Source organism: Pantoea sp. IMH (assembly GCF_000599885.1).
GTDB lineage: Bacteria > Pseudomonadota > Gammaproteobacteria > Enterobacterales > Enterobacteriaceae > Erwinia.
Genome location: NZ_JFGT01000005.1, coordinates 250,709 through 267,436, shown reverse-complemented (window position 1 = coordinate 267,436; position 16,728 = coordinate 250,709). Strand labels below are relative to the sequence as shown.

General features: G+C 50.4%; 28 protein-coding genes. 3 read left to right on the top strand and 25 right to left on the bottom strand.

Features of this window, described 5'->3' with window-relative positions; all coding sequences use genetic code 11:
• The first annotated feature begins 31 nt into the window (after positions 1–31).
• From rsmB to mscL, 3 genes are all read left to right on the top strand, one after another.
• Positions 32–1,321 (top strand): 16S rRNA (cytosine(967)-C(5))-methyltransferase RsmB, encoded by a 1,290-nt coding sequence (gene rsmB / locus EA20_RS0109490; RefSeq protein WP_024966600.1) that lies wholly within the window; start codon positions 32–34, stop codon positions 1,319–1,321.
• 63 nt (positions 1,322–1,384) lie between these two features.
• Positions 1,385–2,761 (top strand): Trk system potassium transporter TrkA, encoded by a 1,377-nt coding sequence (gene trkA / locus EA20_RS0109485; RefSeq protein ID WP_024966599.1) that lies wholly within the window; start codon positions 1,385–1,387, stop codon positions 2,759–2,761.
• Positions 2,762–2,890: 129 nt separating this feature from the next.
• Positions 2,891–3,307, top strand: coding sequence for a large-conductance mechanosensitive channel protein MscL (gene mscL, locus EA20_RS0109480; RefSeq protein ID WP_024966598.1), 417 nt, complete (start codon positions 2,891–2,893; stop codon positions 3,305–3,307).
• Here mscL and EA20_RS20190 read toward each other — a convergent pair.
• The 25 genes from EA20_RS20190 to rpsC all read right to left on the bottom strand — a co-directional run bounded on the left by EA20_RS20190 (position 3,255) and on the right by rpsC (position 16,715).
• Positions 3,255–3,545: an alternative ribosome-rescue factor A gene (locus EA20_RS20190; protein ID WP_081772563.1), complete on the bottom strand. Its 291-nt coding sequence runs from the start codon at positions 3,543–3,545 to the stop codon at positions 3,255–3,257. The genes mscL and EA20_RS20190 overlap by 53 nt on opposite strands.
• 51 nt (positions 3,546–3,596) lie before the next feature.
• Positions 3,597–4,019, bottom strand: a complete 423-nt coding sequence (gene zntR / locus EA20_RS0109475) for a Zn(2+)-responsive transcriptional regulator (protein ID WP_024966597.1) — start codon at positions 4,017–4,019, stop codon at positions 3,597–3,599.
• Positions 4,019–4,390 (bottom strand): DUF1992 domain-containing protein, encoded by a 372-nt coding sequence (locus tag EA20_RS0109470; protein ID WP_024966596.1) that lies wholly within the window; start codon positions 4,388–4,390, stop codon positions 4,019–4,021. The genes zntR and EA20_RS0109470 overlap by 1 nt, the downstream gene beginning before the upstream one ends.
• Positions 4,391–4,500: 110 nt before the next feature.
• Positions 4,501–4,887, bottom strand: a complete 387-nt coding sequence (gene rplQ, locus EA20_RS0109465) for a 50S ribosomal protein L17 (protein WP_003850180.1) — start codon at positions 4,885–4,887, stop codon at positions 4,501–4,503.
• 40 nt (positions 4,888–4,927) lie between these two features.
• Positions 4,928–5,917 carry a DNA-directed RNA polymerase subunit alpha gene (gene rpoA, locus EA20_RS0109460; RefSeq protein ID WP_024966595.1) on the bottom strand — a complete coding sequence of 330 codons (990 nt, stop codon included), beginning with the start codon at positions 5,915–5,917 and terminating at the stop codon, positions 4,928–4,930.
• Positions 5,918–5,942: 25 nt separating this feature from the next.
• Positions 5,943–6,563, bottom strand: a complete 621-nt coding sequence (rpsD, locus tag EA20_RS0109455) for a 30S ribosomal protein S4 (protein WP_024966594.1) — start codon at positions 6,561–6,563, stop codon at positions 5,943–5,945.
• A 32-nt stretch (positions 6,564–6,595) separates the two neighbouring features.
• A complete protein-coding gene (gene rpsK / locus EA20_RS0109450) occupies positions 6,596–6,985 on the bottom strand; it encodes a 30S ribosomal protein S11 (RefSeq protein WP_004160563.1) in 390 nt (129 codons plus the stop codon).
• Between the two features lie 16 nt (positions 6,986–7,001).
• Positions 7,002–7,358: a 30S ribosomal protein S13 gene (gene rpsM, locus EA20_RS0109445; RefSeq protein ID WP_024966593.1), complete on the bottom strand. Its 357-nt coding sequence runs from the start codon at positions 7,356–7,358 to the stop codon at positions 7,002–7,004.
• A 145-nt stretch (positions 7,359–7,503) separates the two neighbouring features.
• Positions 7,504–7,620 carry a 50S ribosomal protein L36 gene (gene rpmJ / locus EA20_RS20185; protein WP_020322760.1) on the bottom strand — a complete coding sequence of 39 codons (117 nt, stop codon included), beginning with the start codon at positions 7,618–7,620 and terminating at the stop codon, positions 7,504–7,506.
• 31 nt (positions 7,621–7,651) lie between these two features.
• Positions 7,652–8,983, bottom strand: a complete 1,332-nt coding sequence (gene secY / locus EA20_RS0109440) for a preprotein translocase subunit SecY (protein ID WP_024966592.1) — start codon at positions 8,981–8,983, stop codon at positions 7,652–7,654.
• A gap of 7 nt (positions 8,984–8,990) precedes the next feature.
• Complete coding sequence (gene rplO / locus EA20_RS0109435; protein WP_024966591.1) at positions 8,991–9,425, bottom strand: 50S ribosomal protein L15; 435 nt, start codon at positions 9,423–9,425, stop codon at positions 8,991–8,993.
• 3 nt (positions 9,426–9,428) lie between these two features.
• Complete coding sequence (gene rpmD / locus EA20_RS0109430) at positions 9,429–9,608, bottom strand: 50S ribosomal protein L30 (protein WP_024966590.1); 180 nt, start codon at positions 9,606–9,608, stop codon at positions 9,429–9,431.
• Positions 9,609–9,614: 6 nt separating this feature from the next.
• Positions 9,615–10,115: a 30S ribosomal protein S5 gene (rpsE, locus tag EA20_RS0109425; protein WP_024966589.1), complete on the bottom strand. Its 501-nt coding sequence runs from the start codon at positions 10,113–10,115 to the stop codon at positions 9,615–9,617.
• Between the two features lie 14 nt (positions 10,116–10,129).
• Complete coding sequence (rplR, locus tag EA20_RS0109420; RefSeq protein WP_024966588.1) at positions 10,130–10,483, bottom strand: 50S ribosomal protein L18; 354 nt, start codon at positions 10,481–10,483, stop codon at positions 10,130–10,132.
• A 9-nt stretch (positions 10,484–10,492) separates the two neighbouring features.
• Complete coding sequence (gene rplF / locus EA20_RS0109415) at positions 10,493–11,026, bottom strand: 50S ribosomal protein L6 (protein ID WP_024966587.1); 534 nt, start codon at positions 11,024–11,026, stop codon at positions 10,493–10,495.
• Between the two features lie 11 nt (positions 11,027–11,037).
• Positions 11,038–11,430 (bottom strand): 30S ribosomal protein S8, encoded by a 393-nt coding sequence (gene rpsH, locus EA20_RS0109410; protein WP_024966586.1) that lies wholly within the window; start codon positions 11,428–11,430, stop codon positions 11,038–11,040.
• A 30-nt stretch (positions 11,431–11,460) separates the two neighbouring features.
• Entirely contained in the window at positions 11,461–11,766 is a 306-nt protein-coding gene (gene rpsN, locus EA20_RS0109405; RefSeq protein ID WP_024966585.1) for a 30S ribosomal protein S14, read from the bottom strand.
• A 14-nt stretch (positions 11,767–11,780) separates the two neighbouring features.
• The gene (gene rplE / locus EA20_RS0109400; protein ID WP_024966584.1) at positions 11,781–12,320 is read right to left on the bottom strand and encodes a 50S ribosomal protein L5; all 540 of its coding nucleotides are present in this window, start codon (positions 12,318–12,320) and stop codon (positions 11,781–11,783) included.
• A 14-nt stretch (positions 12,321–12,334) separates the two neighbouring features.
• A complete protein-coding gene (gene rplX, locus EA20_RS0109395) occupies positions 12,335–12,649 on the bottom strand; it encodes a 50S ribosomal protein L24 (RefSeq protein WP_024966583.1) in 315 nt (104 codons plus the stop codon).
• 10 nt (positions 12,650–12,659) lie between these two features.
• Entirely contained in the window at positions 12,660–13,031 is a 372-nt protein-coding gene (gene rplN, locus EA20_RS0109390) for a 50S ribosomal protein L14 (RefSeq protein WP_004160583.1), read from the bottom strand.
• A 300-nt stretch (positions 13,032–13,331) separates the two neighbouring features.
• Positions 13,332–14,822: an 8-oxoguanine deaminase gene (locus EA20_RS0109385; RefSeq protein WP_024966582.1), complete on the bottom strand. Its 1,491-nt coding sequence runs from the start codon at positions 14,820–14,822 to the stop codon at positions 13,332–13,334.
• Positions 14,823–15,148: 326 nt separating this feature from the next.
• Complete coding sequence (gene rpsQ / locus EA20_RS0109380) at positions 15,149–15,403, bottom strand: 30S ribosomal protein S17 (protein WP_024966581.1); 255 nt, start codon at positions 15,401–15,403, stop codon at positions 15,149–15,151.
• Positions 15,403–15,594 carry a 50S ribosomal protein L29 gene (rpmC, locus tag EA20_RS0109375; protein ID WP_024966580.1) on the bottom strand — a complete coding sequence of 64 codons (192 nt, stop codon included), beginning with the start codon at positions 15,592–15,594 and terminating at the stop codon, positions 15,403–15,405. The genes rpsQ and rpmC overlap by 1 nt, the downstream gene beginning before the upstream one ends.
• Positions 15,594–16,004, bottom strand: coding sequence for a 50S ribosomal protein L16 (rplP, locus tag EA20_RS0109370; RefSeq protein WP_002438716.1), 411 nt, complete (start codon positions 16,002–16,004; stop codon positions 15,594–15,596). Before rplP ends, rpmC begins: the two co-directional genes overlap by 1 nt.
• 12 nt (positions 16,005–16,016) lie before the next feature.
• Positions 16,017–16,715: a 30S ribosomal protein S3 gene (rpsC, locus tag EA20_RS0109365; RefSeq protein WP_002919766.1), complete on the bottom strand. Its 699-nt coding sequence runs from the start codon at positions 16,713–16,715 to the stop codon at positions 16,017–16,019.
• Positions 16,716–16,728: the final 13 nt, after the last annotated feature.

The following is a 16,728-nucleotide window of genomic DNA, read 5'->3' as shown; positions in this document are numbered from 1 at the left end:
CTACCGGGCCGGTTTTATAATGCGATCCCCTATGAAGAAAACTAGTAATTTGCGCAGCCTTGCTGCCCAGACGCTCGAAAAAGTGGTCGAACAGGGCCAGTCACTCAGCAATGTGCTGCCTGCTGCGCAAAAATCGTTGCCGGATAAAGACGGCGCGCTGCTGCAGGAGATATGCTACGGCGTATTACGTACGCTTCCCCAGCTGGAATGGGTTATCGGTCAGCTTATGGAGCGTCCGATGACGGGTAAACAGCGCAGCGTCCACTTTTTAATTATGGTCGGTCTCTATCAGCTGATTTTCACCCGCATTCCGGCTCATGCCGCGCTGGCAGAAACGGTAGAAGGCGCAATCGCGCTTCGCCGTCAGCAATTAAAAGGCCTGATAAACGGCGTGCTTCGCCAGTTTCAGCGGCGTCAGGATGAACTTACTGCAGCGATGAGCGAGGGCGATCGCCACTATCTGCATCCCAAATGGCTGCTGGAACGTCTTAAGCGCGCCTGGCCTGAACAATGGCAGCAGATCGCTGAGGCCAACAATCAGCGACCACCTATGTGGCTTCGGGTAAATCGCCAGCATCATACGCGTGACGAATGGCTCAGACTGCTGCAGGACAGCGGTAAAAATGCGGAGCCACATCCGGTTCATACTGATGCATTACGTCTGGATGCCCCCTGCGGCGTGACCCAGCTCCCCGGTTTCGAACAGGGCTGGGTCACGGTTCAGGATGCTTCGGCCCAGGGTTGCGTTGCGTTACTGGAACCTCAAAATGGGGAGTCGATACTCGATCTGTGTGCCGCACCTGGCGGGAAAACGACCCATATTCTGGAAGCAGCACCACTGGCGAATGTGATGGCCGTGGATGTTGATCCACAGCGACTGGCGCGCGTCACCGAGAATTTGCAGCGGTTAAACATGCAGGCCGTGGTGAAAGTAGGCGATGGGCGGACTCCGGAAGCCTGGTGTGGCAATACGATGTTCGATCGTATTCTGCTTGATGCACCTTGTTCAGCGACGGGCGTTATTCGCCGCCATCCCGATATCAAATGGCTGCGTCGTGACCGCGATATTGCTGAACTTGCGGCCCTGCAACAGCAAATTCTGGATGCGGTATGGCCACGCCTGAAATCTGGCGGCACAATGCTCTATGCCACCTGTTCTATTTTGCCAGAAGAGAATCATTTGCAGGTAGCGGCCTTTCTTAAGCGGCATGAAGATGCCCGGCTGATTGAAACCGGTGACGAAGCGCAGCCCGGCCTGCAGGTATTTCCCGATCCCCAGGGCGGGGACGGCTTCTTTTATGCCAAACTGATTAAGCAATAATCTACGGGTCGTGCAACTGACAGCGCGGCCCTACCCCATTCTCTTGAATCAGACTAAAGCACAATGAAAATAATTATTCTTGGCGCTGGTCAGGTGGGCGGTACGCTCGCCGAAAACCTGGTCGGTGAAAACAACGACATCACGGTTGTGGATACTGACGCGATTCGCCTGCGCCATTTGCAGGATAAATTCGATCTTCGCGTTGTACAGGGGCATGGCTCTCATCCCCGGGTACTGCGTGAAGCGGGTGCTGAAGACGCCGATATGCTGGTCGCGGTCACCAATTCGGATGAAACGAATATGATCGCCTGTCAGGTCGCTTATTCCTTATTCAATACGCCGAACCGTATAGCCCGTATCCGCGCCCCCGATTATATTCGTGACGCGGCTAAGCTCTTCCATGCTGAAGCCGTCCCTATCGACCACCTGATCGCACCCGAACAATTGGTTATCGATAATATTTATCGGCTGATAGAGTATCCGGGCGCACTCCAGGTGGTTAATTTTGCTGAAGGCAAAGTCAGTCTCGCCGTCGTCAAAGCGTATTATGGCGGCCCACTGGTGGGCAATGCGTTATCTATCATGCGCGACCATATGCCGCATATTGATACACGCGTAGTGGCTATATTCCGGCAAGATCGCCCAATCCGCCCACAAGGCTCAACCATCGTAGAAGCAGGCGATGAGATATTCTTTATCGCGGCTACTCAGCACATACGTGCGGTTATGAGTGAATATCAGCGTCTGGAAAAACCGTATAAGCGCATCATGATTGTTGGTGGCGGTAATATAGGCTCCGGACTGGCGCTGCGCCTCGAGAAACATTACAGCGTAAAACTGATCGAACGCGATCAACAGCGGGCCGCAGAACTGGCGGAGCTGCTGCAAAACACCATCGTGTTCTATGGTGATGCATCGGATCAGGAGCTGCTGGCAGAAGAGCATATCGATCAGATCGATCTCTTTATCGCCATTACTAATGACGATGAAGCCAATATCATGTCGGCGATGCTGGCAAAACGGATGGGCGCCAAAAAGGTGATGGTGCTGATTCAGCGCAAAGCCTACGTGGATCTCGTGCAGGGCAGCGTCATTGATATTGCTATTTCGCCACAACAAGCCACCATTTCAGCGCTACTGGGCCATGTGCGTAAAGCGGACATTGTCAGCGTTTCCTCGCTGCGTCGCGGTGTCGCAGAAGCCATCGAAGCGATTGCCCACGGTGACGAGACAACATCAAGAGTAGTGGGCCGGCTGATCGATGAAATCAAACTGCCGCCCGGTACTATCATCGGCGCCGTCGTGCGCGGCGACGACGTTATGATCGCTAATGACAATTTACGAATTGAACAGGGCGATCACGTGATTATGTTCCTGACTGATAAAAAATTCGTTCCTGACGTGGAGCGGCTCTTCCAGCCAAGTCCGTTCTTCTTGTGATAGCCAGTTGCATTCAGCAGGCTACGCGGCGATTACTGCGGTGCTCACTAAGGCTATTTATCAGGACGCGAATGGAAAAAAGCCAGTCGTTTGTTAGACTTAACGTTTGGCTAAGGAAAGGAGATATAAATGAGTATATTTAAAGAATTTCGCGCTTTTGCAATGCGCGGTAACGTGGTGGATCTGGCCGTAGGTGTCATTATCGGTGCAGCCTTCGGTAAAATAGTTTCCTCACTGGTCGCCAATATCATTATGCCTCCGCTGGGTTTACTGATCGGCGGCATTGATTTTAAGCAGTTTGCCTGGGAGCTTAAGCCAGCGGTAGGCGAAACACCTGCAGTCATCATGCAATATGGTATTTTTATTCAGAACGTATTTGATTTTATCATCGTTGCCTTCGCCATTTTCCTGGCAATCAAGATGATGAATAAGATTCACAGGAAGAAGGAAGTAGAAAAGCCAGCGCCAAAACCCAGCGCTGAAGAAACCCTTCTCACCGAAATCCGCGACCTACTGAAACAGCAGAATACGCCGCCAAACATCTGATTGTATAAACTGATGATGCCATTCTCCAAAGAATGTCATTTAATGCCAGAAGGCCAGTGGTAAAGCTTTCTTTACCACTGGCCTCCCAGTTATCCTTCTTGCCATGTTTCTCTTTTCTCTTGTAACTTCCTTTTCCTTTCTGATTACTCTCTATGCGGGTTTTAAACAGCGGATCATGCAATAGCGCTTCGAGTGCATTCTTCCGGATTACGCCTTTTTTGTGCTGATAACGAGTCATGGACATCTCCTGTTGAGTAGGCAAAGAATATAGGGCCGAACCGCTGAAAAATCAATCGGGGAGATCGGCAACAGCCCCCTGCTCCAGCGCTTCCAGTATTGAGCAGTAAACGCTGCTGTGCGCTGTGCCGCAGCATGCATCATTAAGACGTTTCAATGAGCGCTGCATATGCTGAAGTTCTGCGATCATAGCGTTCACTTCACTCAGACGATTTTGTACAATGTTTTTAGATTCCTGACAGGTATGGTGTTCAGGATCTACGCGGATCGACAACAGTTCACGAATCGCTTCCAGACTGAAACCCAGCTGTCGTCCGTAGCGAATAAATTTGAGTCGCTGCAGATCGTTATCACTGTAAAGGCGAAAGCCTCCTTCGGTGCGAACCTCATGATCCATCATCTGTTGTTTTTCATAGTAGCGGATCGTGTCAGGCGTAACGCCGGCAAGCTTAGCCAGCTGTCCAATCTTGAACATCACTCTGCTCCTCTGAAATGGTTATCAAGTCCGGTGCCATAGTCGCCCTCCAGGAAGTCGGTACTCATTCCTGCCTGCTGCAATTTCATCTTAACCAGCAACAGTCGCTTATTACGCTGTTCATATTGACTGTCCGCAGAATCAATCCCTGCCAGCAGGTCTGTTAAGTGCATGGCTTCACGGCGTAGCTCCAGCTCCGGTGGCAGATAGCCAGAATTTTTTAGCAAACGATAGGCAGAACGAAGTTCGGGTGGCACGTGGCTGTCATCATCGAGTTTCAGCGGCTCACCGCTGCCGGGCAGATTTTCCAGCTCGCCTTTTTTTTGAGCGTCAAGAATGTGCTGCTCTGCCAGTTGATCTGTTAACCACATAGCAACCTCAGAATTTCAGTAGAAAGGATAAGAATAACGCGGAAGGATCGGGAGGTGAATGACGGGCATAAAAAAACCGGGCAAGCCCGGTTTTTCCACATGACAGCAGATTACTCTGCTGCAGCTTCTGCTTGAGCTTCTGGACGATCAACCAGCTCGATGTAAGCCATCGGAGCGTTGTCACCAGCGCGGAAGCCACACTTCAGAATGCGAGTGTAACCACCGGCACGGCTCGCGAAACGCGGGCCCAGCTCGTTAAACAGTTTTGCCACGATCTCGTTATCACGAGTACGGGCGAATGCCAGACGACGATTAGCTACGCTGTCGGTCTTGGCAAGAGTAATCAGCGGCTCAACTACACGACGCAGCTCTTTCGCTTTTGGCAGGGTCGTCTTGATAATCTCGTGACGAACCAAAGAGCCAGCCATGTTGCGGAACATAGCCTGACGATGGCTGCTGTTGCGGTTCAGTTGACGACCACTCTTACGATGGCGCATGACCTTATCCTTCTCAGTGAAACCTTAACCTGTGATCGGGTTATTCATCAGCAATGCTAGCTGGTGGCCAGTTTTCCAGGCGCATGCCCAGAGACAGACCACGTGACGCCAGCACATCTTTAATCTCGGTAAGAGATTTTTTACCAAGGTTAGGCGTTTTAAGCAGCTCAACCTCAGTACGCTGTACCAGATCACCGATGTAGTGGATAGCTTCTGCCTTAAGGCAGTTAGCAGAGCGGACAGTCAATTCCAGATCGTCAACAGGGCGCAGCAGGATCGGATCGAATTCTGGTTTCTCTTCTTTCACTTCCGGCTGACGAACATCACGTAAGTCAACGAAAGCTTCAAGTTGTTCTGCCAGGATGGTTGCCGCACGGCGGATCGCTTCTTCAGGATCGATAGTGCCGTTGGTTTCCATTTCGATGACCAGCTTGTCCAAATCAGTACGCTGTTCAACACGCGCTGCTTCAACATTGTAGGCAATACGCTCTACAGGGCTGTAGCAGGCGTCGACTAACAGACGACCGATTGGGCGCTCATCTTCTTCCGAATGAATTCGGGCAGATGCCGGCACATAACCCCGACCACGCTGAATTTTGATACGCATGCTAATAGACGCGTTTTCATCAGTCAGATGGCAGATAACGTGCTGCGGCTTGACGATTTCGACATCACCATCATGGGTGATATCGGCTGCAGTCACAGGGCCAATGCCAGATTTATTCAGAGTAAGAATAACTTCATCTTTCCCCTGAACTCTTACCGCCAGCCCTTTCAGGTTGAGCAGGATTTCCAGGATATCTTCCTGTACGCCCTCTTTGGTGCTGTACTCATGTAGTACACCATCAATTTCAACCTCGGTCACCGCGCAACCCGGCATCGATGAAAGCAGAATACGGCGCAGTGCGTTACCAAGAGTATGGCCAAAGCCACGCTCTAAAGGCTCAAGGGTCACCTTGGCGTGCGTCGAACTCACTTGCTCGATATCTACCAGGCGCGGTTTTAGAAACTCTGTCACAGAACCCTGCATTGTGTCCTCTCTTTGGTACTAAGCTTTACTTGGAGTAAAGCTCGACGATCAGGTGTTCGTTAATGTCCGCAGACAGATCGGTACGTTCAGGAATACGTTTGAACACACCTTCCATCTTAGTCGCATCAACTTCCAGCCAGGTTGGCTTTTCACGCTGTTCAGCCAGCTCCAGAGCGGCTTTCACGCGAGACTGCTTTTTGGCTTTCTCACGGATGCTAACAACGTCATTCGGAGTTACCTGATAAGAAGCGATGCTGACAACGCGGCCGTTTACCATGATAGATTTGTGGCTAACCAGCTGACGTGCTTCTGCACGAGTGGCACCAAAGCCCATACGATAAACTACGTTATCCAGACGACCTTCCAGCAGAGCTAACAGGTTTTCACCGGTATTGCCTTTCAGACGTGCTGCTTCTTTGTAATAGTTACGGAACTGACGCTCCAGCACACCGTACATACGACGTACTTTCTGCTTTTCACGTAACTGCACACCGTAATCAGACAGACGCGGTTTACGCGCACCGTGCTGACCAGGAGCTTGTTCAATCTTACACTTGGTATCAATCGCGCGAACGCCAGACTTCAGGAAGAGGTCTGTACCTTCGCGACGGCTCAGCTTGAGCTTAGGACCCAAATATCTTGCCATTTTCTTTCTCCAACATTCCTAAAAAACGGGCGTTATACGCGACGTTTTTTCGGCGGACGACAACCGTTGTGAGGGATCGGAGTCACATCAGTAATATTCGTGATGCGAAAACCAGCAGCGTTCAGAGCACGAATCGTAGATTCGCGGCCTGGACCTGGACCCTTAACCATAACTTCCAGGTTCTTAATACCGTAATCTTTCACGGCCTCTGCGCAACGCTCTGCAGCAACCTGCGCAGCGAATGGCGTAGACTTACGAGAACCACGGAAACCGGAACCACCGGCTGTTGCCCAACCCAACGCATTACCCTGACGATCGGTAATAGTCACGATGGTGTTGTTAAAAGACGCATGGACATGAGCCACGCCATCAGAGACTTGCTTTCTTACACGCTTACGTGCACGAACTGGTGCCTTTGCCATTATTCAATCACCCCGATTATTTCTTGATCGGTTTACGCGGACCCTTGCGGGTACGTGCGTTGGTCTTGGTACGCTGACCGCGAACCGGTAGACCACGACGATGACGTAAACCACGATAGCAACCAAGGTCCATAAGACGCTTAATGCTCAGGGTAACTTCACGACGCAGATCGCCTTCAACAACAAACTTTGCAACTTCGTCACGCAGAATGTCGATTTGCTCTTCAGACAGCTCACTGATCTTAACATTTTCAGCAATACCGGTTGCAGCGCAGATAGCCTGGGAACGGGTTTTGCCGATACCGAAGATCGCGGTTAAGGCGATGACAGTATGTTTATGATCAGGAATGTTAATGCCTGCTATACGGGCCACTATGCACTCCTACTAATTAAATATGCGTCCCATGCCGAAAAGCCCGTTTTCAGGATACTCAAATGGGAAACGCATAGACATACAAAAGATTGGCTGGCTAATCTAGCCAGCTCAACCCGACTTTGCAAGAAAAATATGCGAATAATCAGCCTTGGCGCTGTTTATGCTTAGGCTCGGCGCTGCAAATCACACGTACGACACCATCACGACGGACGATTTTGCAGTTACGACATAATTTCTTGACGGAAGCACGAACTTTCATTTTTACTCTCCGTAACTTCTCAAGCGCCTGATTAACGGCCGTAGCCTTTCAGGTTTGCTTTCTTCAATGCAGACTCATATTGACTGGACATCATCAGAGTTTGCACTTGAGCCATAAAGTCCATGATGACAACGACTACAATCAGCAGCGACGTGCCGCCAAAGTAGAATGGAACTTTCATCGCATCACGCATGAACTCCGGGATCAGGCAGATGAAAGTAATGTAGAGCGCACCAACCAAGGTCAGGCGTGTCATTACTTTATCGATGTACTTCGCCGTCTGTTCTCCCGGACGAATTCCTGGTACAAATGCACCAGACTTCTTCAGGTTATCTGCTGTTTCACGCGGATTAAAAACCAGCGCAGTGTAAAAGAAACAGAAGAAGATGATTGCAGTCGCATAGAGTAGCACATAAAGCGGTTGTCCGGGCTGCAAATACATTGAAATAGTTGTCAGCCAGTTCCAACCGGTACCGCCCCCGAACCATGACGCGATGGTCGCTGGGAACAGAATGATGCTGGAGGCAAAGATTGCAGGGATAACCCCTGCCATATTCACTTTCAGCGGTAAATGTGTGCTCTGTGCAGCATAGACACGACGGCCTTGCTGACGTTTCGCATAGTTCACCACAATGCGGCGTTGACCACGCTCAACGAAAACAACGAAGAAGGTCACTGCAAATACGAGAACTGCAACCAACAGCAACAGGAGGAAGTGCAGGTCGCCTTGCCGCGCTTGCTCGATGGTATGGCCAATGGCCGGCGGTAAACCCGCAACAATACCAGCGAAGATTATGATTGAGATACCGTTGCCGATACCTCGCTCAGTGATCTGTTCACCCAGCCACATCAGGAACATTGTCCCGGTCACCAGGCTAACAACAGCGGTAAAGTAGAATGCAAAGCCAGGGTTAATAACCAGTCCCTGCATCCCTGGCATATTCGGTAAACCGGTAGCAATACCGATAGACTGAAAAATACCCAGAACCAATGTGCCGTAACGGGTGTACTGGCTAATCTTACGACGGCCAGCCTCCCCTTCTTTCTTGATTTCTGCCAGGGCGGGATGAACCACCGTCAGCAGCTGGATAATAATAGAGGCCGAAATATACGGCATAATACCCAGAGCAAAGATAGAAGCACGACTCAGTGCACCACCAGAGAACATGTTAAACATTTCAATGATGGTGCCCCGCTGTTGCTCAAGCAGTTTGGCAAGTACAGTGGCATCGATACCAGGGATTGGAATAAAAGAGCCAATGCGGAAAACAATCAGCGCACCAATCACAAACAGCAGTCTGCGCTTGAGTTCGCCAAAACCACCCTTGGCACTTTGAAAATCTAATCCCGGTTGCTTAGCCATCTGCTACTTATTCCTCAATTTTACCGCCAGCAGCTTCGATTGCAGCACGAGCGCCTTTAGTGACACGCAGACCGCGAACCGTTACCGGTGCAGAGACTTCGCCAGACAGGATAATCTTAGCAAATTCAATCTGAATACCGACAATGTTGGCCGCTTTCAGCGTGTTCAGGTCGACGATGCCGCCTTCAACTTTCGCCAGGTCAGACAGACGAACTTCTGCCGTAACCATTGCTTTGCGAGAGGTGAAGCCGAACTTCGGCAGACGACGGTACAGAGGCATCTGACCACCTTCGAAACCGCGACGTACGCCACCGCCAGAACGAGAGTTCTGACCTTTGTGACCACGACCACCGGTTTTACCGAGGCCAGAACCAATACCACGACCCAGACGCTTAGGTGCGTGTTTAGACCCTTCGGCCGGAGACAGAGTATTTAAACGCATCTGTTACTCCTCCACTTTAACCATATAGGAAATCGCGTTAACCATACCGCGTACAGCTGGCGTGTCTTCACGCTCTACGGTGTGGTTAATACGACGCAGACCCAGGCCAAGCAGCGTTGCCTTGTGTTTCGGCAAACGACCGATCGCACTGCGGGTTTGAGTAATTTTAATAGTCTTAGCCATGGTCAATTATCCCAGAATGTCTTCAACGGATTTACCACGCTTGGCAGCGACCATTTCTGGGGAACTCATGTTTGCCAGACCATCCAGAGTTGCACGAACCACGTTAATCGGGTTGGTGGAACCGTAGGCTTTAGCCAGAACGTTATGAACCCCAGCGACTTCCAGAACGGCGCGCATTGCACCGCCGGCAATGATACCGGTACCTTCAGAAGCCGGCTGCATGAACACACGAGAACCTGTGTGCACACCTTTAACAGGGTGCTGCAGGGTGCCGTTGTTCAGCGCGACGTTAATCATATTGCGACGAGCTTTTTCCATCGCTTTCTGGATCGCTGCTGGAACTTCACGCGCTTTACCGTAACCAAAACCGATGCGACCGTTACCGTCGCCTACCACTGTCAGTGCAGTGAAGGAGAAAATACGACCACCTTTAACGGTTTTCGATACGCGATTTACCGCGATCAGCTTTTCCTGCAGTTCGCCAGCTTGTTTTTCGATGTGTGCCATCTTACACCTCTACCTTAGAACTGTAGGCCAGCTTCACGGGCAGCATCTGCCAGTGCCTGGACACGACCATGATATTGGAAACCAGAGCGGTCGAAAGAAACACCAGTGATGCCTTTTTCGATTGCGCGCTCAGCAACTGCTTTACCAACAGCGGCGGCGGCGTCTTTGTTTCCGGTGTACTTCAGTTGCTCACTGATTGCTTTTTCTACTGTAGAAGCAGCAACCAGGACTTCAGAACCGTTAGATGCAATTACCTGTGCGTAAATATGACGCGGGGTACGATGTACCACCAGGCGAGTTGCACCCAGCTCTTTGAGCTTGCGGCGTGCGCGGGTCGCACGACGGATACGAGCAGATTTCTTATCCATAGTGTTACCTTACTTCTTCTTAGCCTCTTTGGTACGCACGACTTCGTCGGCGTAACGAACACCCTTGCCTTTATAAGGCTCAGGACGACGGTAGGCGCGCAGATCGGCTGCTACCTGACCAACCAGCTGCTTATCAGCGCTTTTCAGCACGATTTCAGTCTGAGTCGGACATTCAGCAGTCACACCCGCAGGCAGCGCGTGGTCAACAGGGTGAGAAAAGCCCAGGGCTAAATTCACCACATTGCCTTTTACGGCTGCACGATAACCTACACCAACCAGCTGCAGCTTCTTAGTGAAGCCTTCGGTAACACCGATAACCATACCGTTCAGCAATGCGCGTGAAGTACCAGCCTGTGCCCAAGCGTCAACAAAACCTTCGCGCGGAGCGAAAGTCAGTGCGTTGTCAGCATGCTTAACTTCTACAGCATCGTTAATGGTACGAGTCAGCTCGCCGTTTTTACCTTTAATCGAAATAACCTGACCGTTGAGTTTTACCTCTACGCCGGCAGGAATGACGACAGGTGCTTTAGCAACACGAGACATTCTTTCCTCCGTTAAGCTACGTAGCAGATAATTTCGCCACCAAGACCAGCCTGGCGCGCTGCACGATCGGTCATAACACCTTTAGAGGTAGAAACAACAGCGATACCCAGTCCTGCCATAACTTTTGGCAGTTCGTCTTTGCGCTTATAAATACGCAGACCTGGACGGCTAACACGCTGAATGCTTTCTACCACAGCCTTGCCCTGGAAATACTTAAGAGTCAGTTCCAGTTCTGGCTTGGTATCGCCTTCGACTTTAAATTCTTCAATATATCCTTCTTCCTTCAGCACGTTGGCAATTGCCACTTTCAGCTTGGAGGAAGGCATGGTGACCGCAACTTTGTTCGCGGTTTGACCGTTACGGATACGGGTCAGCATATCCGCGATCGGATCTTGCATGCTCATCTGTCTTTACTCCCGTGATTCAATTGGTAATTACCAGCTAGCCTTTTTCAAGCCTGGCACTTCACCGCGCATGGCGGCTTCACGCAGCTTGATACGGCTCAACCCGAACTTGCCCACATAACCATGTGGACGACCAGTCTGGCGGCAGCGGTTACGCTGACGGGACGGGCTGGAATCACGCGGCAGAGTCTGCAACTTCAGAACAGCATTCCAACGTTCTTCGTCAGATGCGTTCACACTAGAGATGATAGCTTTCAATTCCTCGCGTTTAGCGCGGTATTTATCAGCCAGTTTTACGCGAACTACTTCGCGTGCCTTCATCGATTGCTTAGCCATGAAGTAACCCTACCTTACTTGCGGAACGGGAAGTCAAAGGCAGCCAGCAGAGCACGGCCTTCATCGTCAGATTTCGCAGTAGTGGTAATGGTAATATCCAAACCACGAACGCGATCGACTTTGTCATAGTCGATTTCTGGGAAGATGATCTGCTCACGAACGCCCATGCTGTAGTTACCACGACCGTCAAAAGACTTAGCGGACAAGCCACGGAAGTCACGGATACGTGGAACAGCAATAGAGATCAGACGCTCAAAGAACTCCCACATGCGTTCGCCACGCAGAGTCACTTTACAGCCGATCGGATAGCCCTGACGGATTTTGAAGCCTGCAACAGATTTGCGTGCTTTGGTGATAAACGGCTTTTGGCCGGAGATTGCTGCTAAGTCAGCTGCTGCGTTATCCAGCAGTTTCTTATCAGCGATCGCTTCACCAACACCCATGTTCAGGGTGATCTTCTCGACCCGAGGGACTTGCATGACAGAATTGTAGTTAAACTCAGTCATGAGTTTTTTAACTACTTCGTCTTTGTAGTAATCATGCAGTTTCGCCATCGTACTACTCCAAATTACTTGATAGTTTCGCTGTTAGATTTGAAGAAACGGACTTTTTTGCCGTCTTCGAACCTAAAGCCTACACGGTCAGCCTTGCCGGTGGCAGAGTTGTAAAGCGCAACGTTAGAAACCTGAATAGCAGCTTCTTTTTCAACGATGCCGCCTGGTTGGTTCAGGGCCGGAACCGGCTTCTGATGTTTCTTAACCAGGTTGATACCTTCAACAATGACCTTGCCAGAAGACAGGACATTTTTAACTTTACCGCGCTTACCTTTATCTTTGCCGGTCAGCACGATAACTTCGTCATCGCGACGGATTTTAGCTGCCATTTTTCGCTCCTTAGAGTACTTCTGGTGCCAGAGAGATAATTTTCATGAACTTTTCAGTACGAAGTTCACGAGTTACCGGCCCAAAAATACGCGTTCCGATAGGCTGCTCGCTGTTATTGTTTAAAATAACGCATGCATTACCATCGAAGCGAATGACAGAACCGTCCGGGCGACGAACACCCTTCCTGGTGCGCACCACTACCGCTTTCAGCACATCACCTTTCTTAACCTTACCGCGAGGAATTGCTTCCTTGATGGTAATTTTGATGATATCGCCTACGCCTGCGTAGCGACGGTGCGAGCCACCCAGAACCTTGATACACATTACGCGACGTGCACCGGAGTTGTCGGCGACGTTCAGCATAGTCTGTTCTTGGATCATTTTAGTGCTCCGCTAATGTCAACTACTACTTCGGGACCTGATTCAGGTCGATTAAAAGCCCCATAATTGAGGGCGCAGCATTATAACACCGCTTCTCGCATAAGGGTAGAAAAAATAAACGACTCATATCGAGTCGATATTTGGTCCTCTGAAATGAGGAACGCGACATTCTAAGGAATTGTTCCCCCGGTAGCAAACGGTATTCTGCACACTTCTTCAGCTTATCGCTGCTCCCGGGGCATAAGCAGGGTAAAAAACAGCCAAACGGGCAGCATCAGAGCTTCATCAACCGCTGCTTACTCAAGAATAAAGCGTGGTCGCCAGTTTGTTATGGGTCTCCATAATCACAGGCAAATCTACTTCACTCATCTGCCCTTCCCTGACAAGCACGCGACCATTGATGACACTATAAGCGACCTGCCCTGGGTTACAGAATACCAGTGCGGCCACAGGATCGTGGACAGCGCCCGCCATACCGGGTTTACTAAGATCAAAGACCGCGATGTCCGCCATCATGCCAGGCGTCAGTGAGCCAACATCGTCCCGGTTGAGCACTTTCGCGCCACCCAGCGTAGCGATTTCAAGCGCCTGGCGGGCCGTCATCGCATCCGGTCCAAAACCTACACGCTGTAGCAGCATCGCCTGACGTACTTCATTGATCACATTTGAAGTATCATTTGACGCTGAACCATCCACACCCAGCGCAACATGCACTCCGGCATCCACCATCTTACGTACGGGCGCTATCCCTGAAGCTAAGCGCATATTAGAGCATGGACAGTGGGCGACTCCCGTTCCGGTGCGCGCAAAAAGTTTAATGCCATAATCATCAAGTTTTACACAGTGGGCATGCCAGACGTCGTGCCCAACCCAGCCCAGCGCCTCCACATATTGCGCCGGTGTGCAGTTAAATTTTTCCCGGCTATAGCGAATGTCGCTTTCATTTTCCGCCAGATGAGTATGCATCGAGACTTTATAATGCCTCGCCAGTTTGGCTGACTCTTTCATCAAGGTCTGAGTGACCGAAAAAGGTGAACAAGGTGCCACGACGAGGCGAAGCATTGAACCACGGCTGTCGTCATGATAGCGCTCAATAACCCGCTGAGTGTCCCGCAGAATATCGCTCTCTTTTTCTACTACAGAATCTGGTGGCAGCCCCCCCTGAGACTTACCTAAACTCATACTGCCGCGGCTGGGATGGAACCGCATTCCCATTACGGCAGCAGCTTCGATACTGTCATCCAGTCGGCATCCATTTGGATAAACATATAAATGGTCGCTGGAGGTTGTACATCCTGAAAGGATAAGTTCAGCCATCGACATCTGGGTAGAAATGCGGATCATCTCTGGGGTAAGTTTTTCCCAGACAGGATATAAGCTTGTTATCCATTTGAATAACTCGCCATCCTGGGCGGGCGGAATGACCCGGGTCAGACTCTGGTACATATGATGATGCGTGTTGATTAAACCCGGGATAGCGATATGGCCTTTCAGATTTATTATCTCATCAGCCGTTTGAGGAAGTTCCCCAGCTTTTCCCACTGCAACAATGGTGTTGCCTTTGATAAGAATGCTACCCTGAGAGATCTCCCTCCTGTTCGCATCCATTGTGACAACCATATCCGCATTTTTTAGCAGCAGTGTCCGGTCGGGTTCAAATGCAGTTCTCTTGCCGGCGTTATCTATGGTCGGCAGGATGCTATTACCTGCGGCCAGAATGTGCGACGACGCTGCCAGTAGCGGCAATGTCAGTAGCATCCGGCGGGTATGATCGGGGTTATCCTTTGACATAATTACTTTCCATGTTCTTTTGCACAACAGGGTCACGTCATTGCGCCCTGCCTGTCTCCGTTCAGTTTCTGAACACCGAAGATTTTAAACTTCAGACAGGTTTAAAGAGAGACCGCCATCACAAAACAGGGCCACTCATTACAAGAGCATGTGAAAATTAATAAAAAGTGCAGCTCAGAATTGAACGACTTTAGGGATTAGGGATTAGGGATTAGGGATTAGGGATTAGGGATTAGGGATTAGGGATTAGGGATTAGGGTAAGTGTTGATACGGCAGAAAAGAAAAACCCCCGACAAGCGGGGGTTTTCAAAAGAAAGAGTTCTTATTACAGAACAGCTTTCTCTACAACGCGAACCAGGGTCCAGGACTTAGTCTTGGACAGTGGACGGCATTCACGGATTTCAACCTTGTCGCCGATCCCACATTCATTGTTCTCGTCATGTACGTGCAGTTTAGTCGTACGCTTAATGAACTTACCGTAGATAGGGTGTTTCACAAAACGTTCGATAGCGACAACAATGGATTTCTCCATTTTGTCGCTAGTCACACGACCTTGCAGAGTACGGATTTTATCGGTCATTACGCACCCGCCTTCTCAGTCAGTAAAGTCTTAACGCGTGCAACATCACGACGCACATTCTTCAACAGATGAGTCTGTTGCAGCTGGCCGGATGCCGCCTGCATGCGCAGGTTGAACTGCTCACGCAGCAGGTTAAGCAGCTCAGTGTTCAGCTCTTCAACGCTTTTTTCACGCAGCTCTGTTGCTTTCATTACATCACCGTCTTAGTTACAAAGGTGGTTTTGATAGGCAGTTTTGCTGCTGCCAGCTTGAATGCTTCACGGGCCAGCTCTTCCGGAACACCGTCCATTTCATACAGGACTTTACCAGGCTGGATCAAGGCAACCCAATACTCTACGTTACCTTTACCTTTACCCATACGCACTTCCAGCGGCTTCTCGGTAATTGGTTTGTCCGGGAATACACGGATCCAAATTTTACCTTGACGCTTAACTGCACGGGTCATAGCACGACGTGCTGCTTCGATCTGACGAGCAGTCAGACGACCACGGCCAACAGCTTTCAGACCGAAAGTACCGAAGCTAACATCCGTACCCTGCGCCAGACCACGGTTGCGGCCTTTGTGCACTTTACGGAATTTTGTACGCTTTGGTTGTAACATCAGCGACTCTCCTTACTTACGGCCTTTACGCTGCTGCTTTTTAGGTTGAGCAGCCGGTTCCGGTTGTTCAACAGCAGCCATACCACCCAGGATCTCACCTTTGAAGATCCATACCTTAACGCCGATGACACCATAAGTGGTGTGCGCTTCAGAGGTGTTGTAGTCAATGTCAGCACGCAGGGTGTGCAACGGCACGCGGCCTTCACGGTACCATTCGGTACGCGCGATTTCAGCACCGCCCAGACGGCCACTAACTTCAACTTTAATCCCTTTGGCGCCCAGACGCATTGCGTTCTGTACAGCACGCTTCATCGCACGACGGAACATCACACGACGCTCCAGCTGTGAAGTGATGCTGTCAGCAACCAATTTCGCGTCCAGTTCCGGTTTACGGACTTCGGCAATATTGATCTGTGCAGGAACGCCAGCGATATCCGCTACGACCTTGCGCAGTTTTTCTACGTCTTCGCCTTTCTTACCGATCACGATGCCAGGACGAGCGGTGTGAATAGTCACACGGATGCTCTTCGCTGGACGCTCGATAACGATACGAGATACAGACGCTTTAGCCAGTTCTTTAGTCAGGAACTGACGTACTTTAAAGTCGCTGTCCAGGTTGTCAGCGAATTCTTTGGTATTGGCGAACCAGGTAGAGTTCCAGGGTTTAACAATACCCAGGCGAATACCATTAGGATGTACTTTCTGACCCATTGCTAGTCTCCAG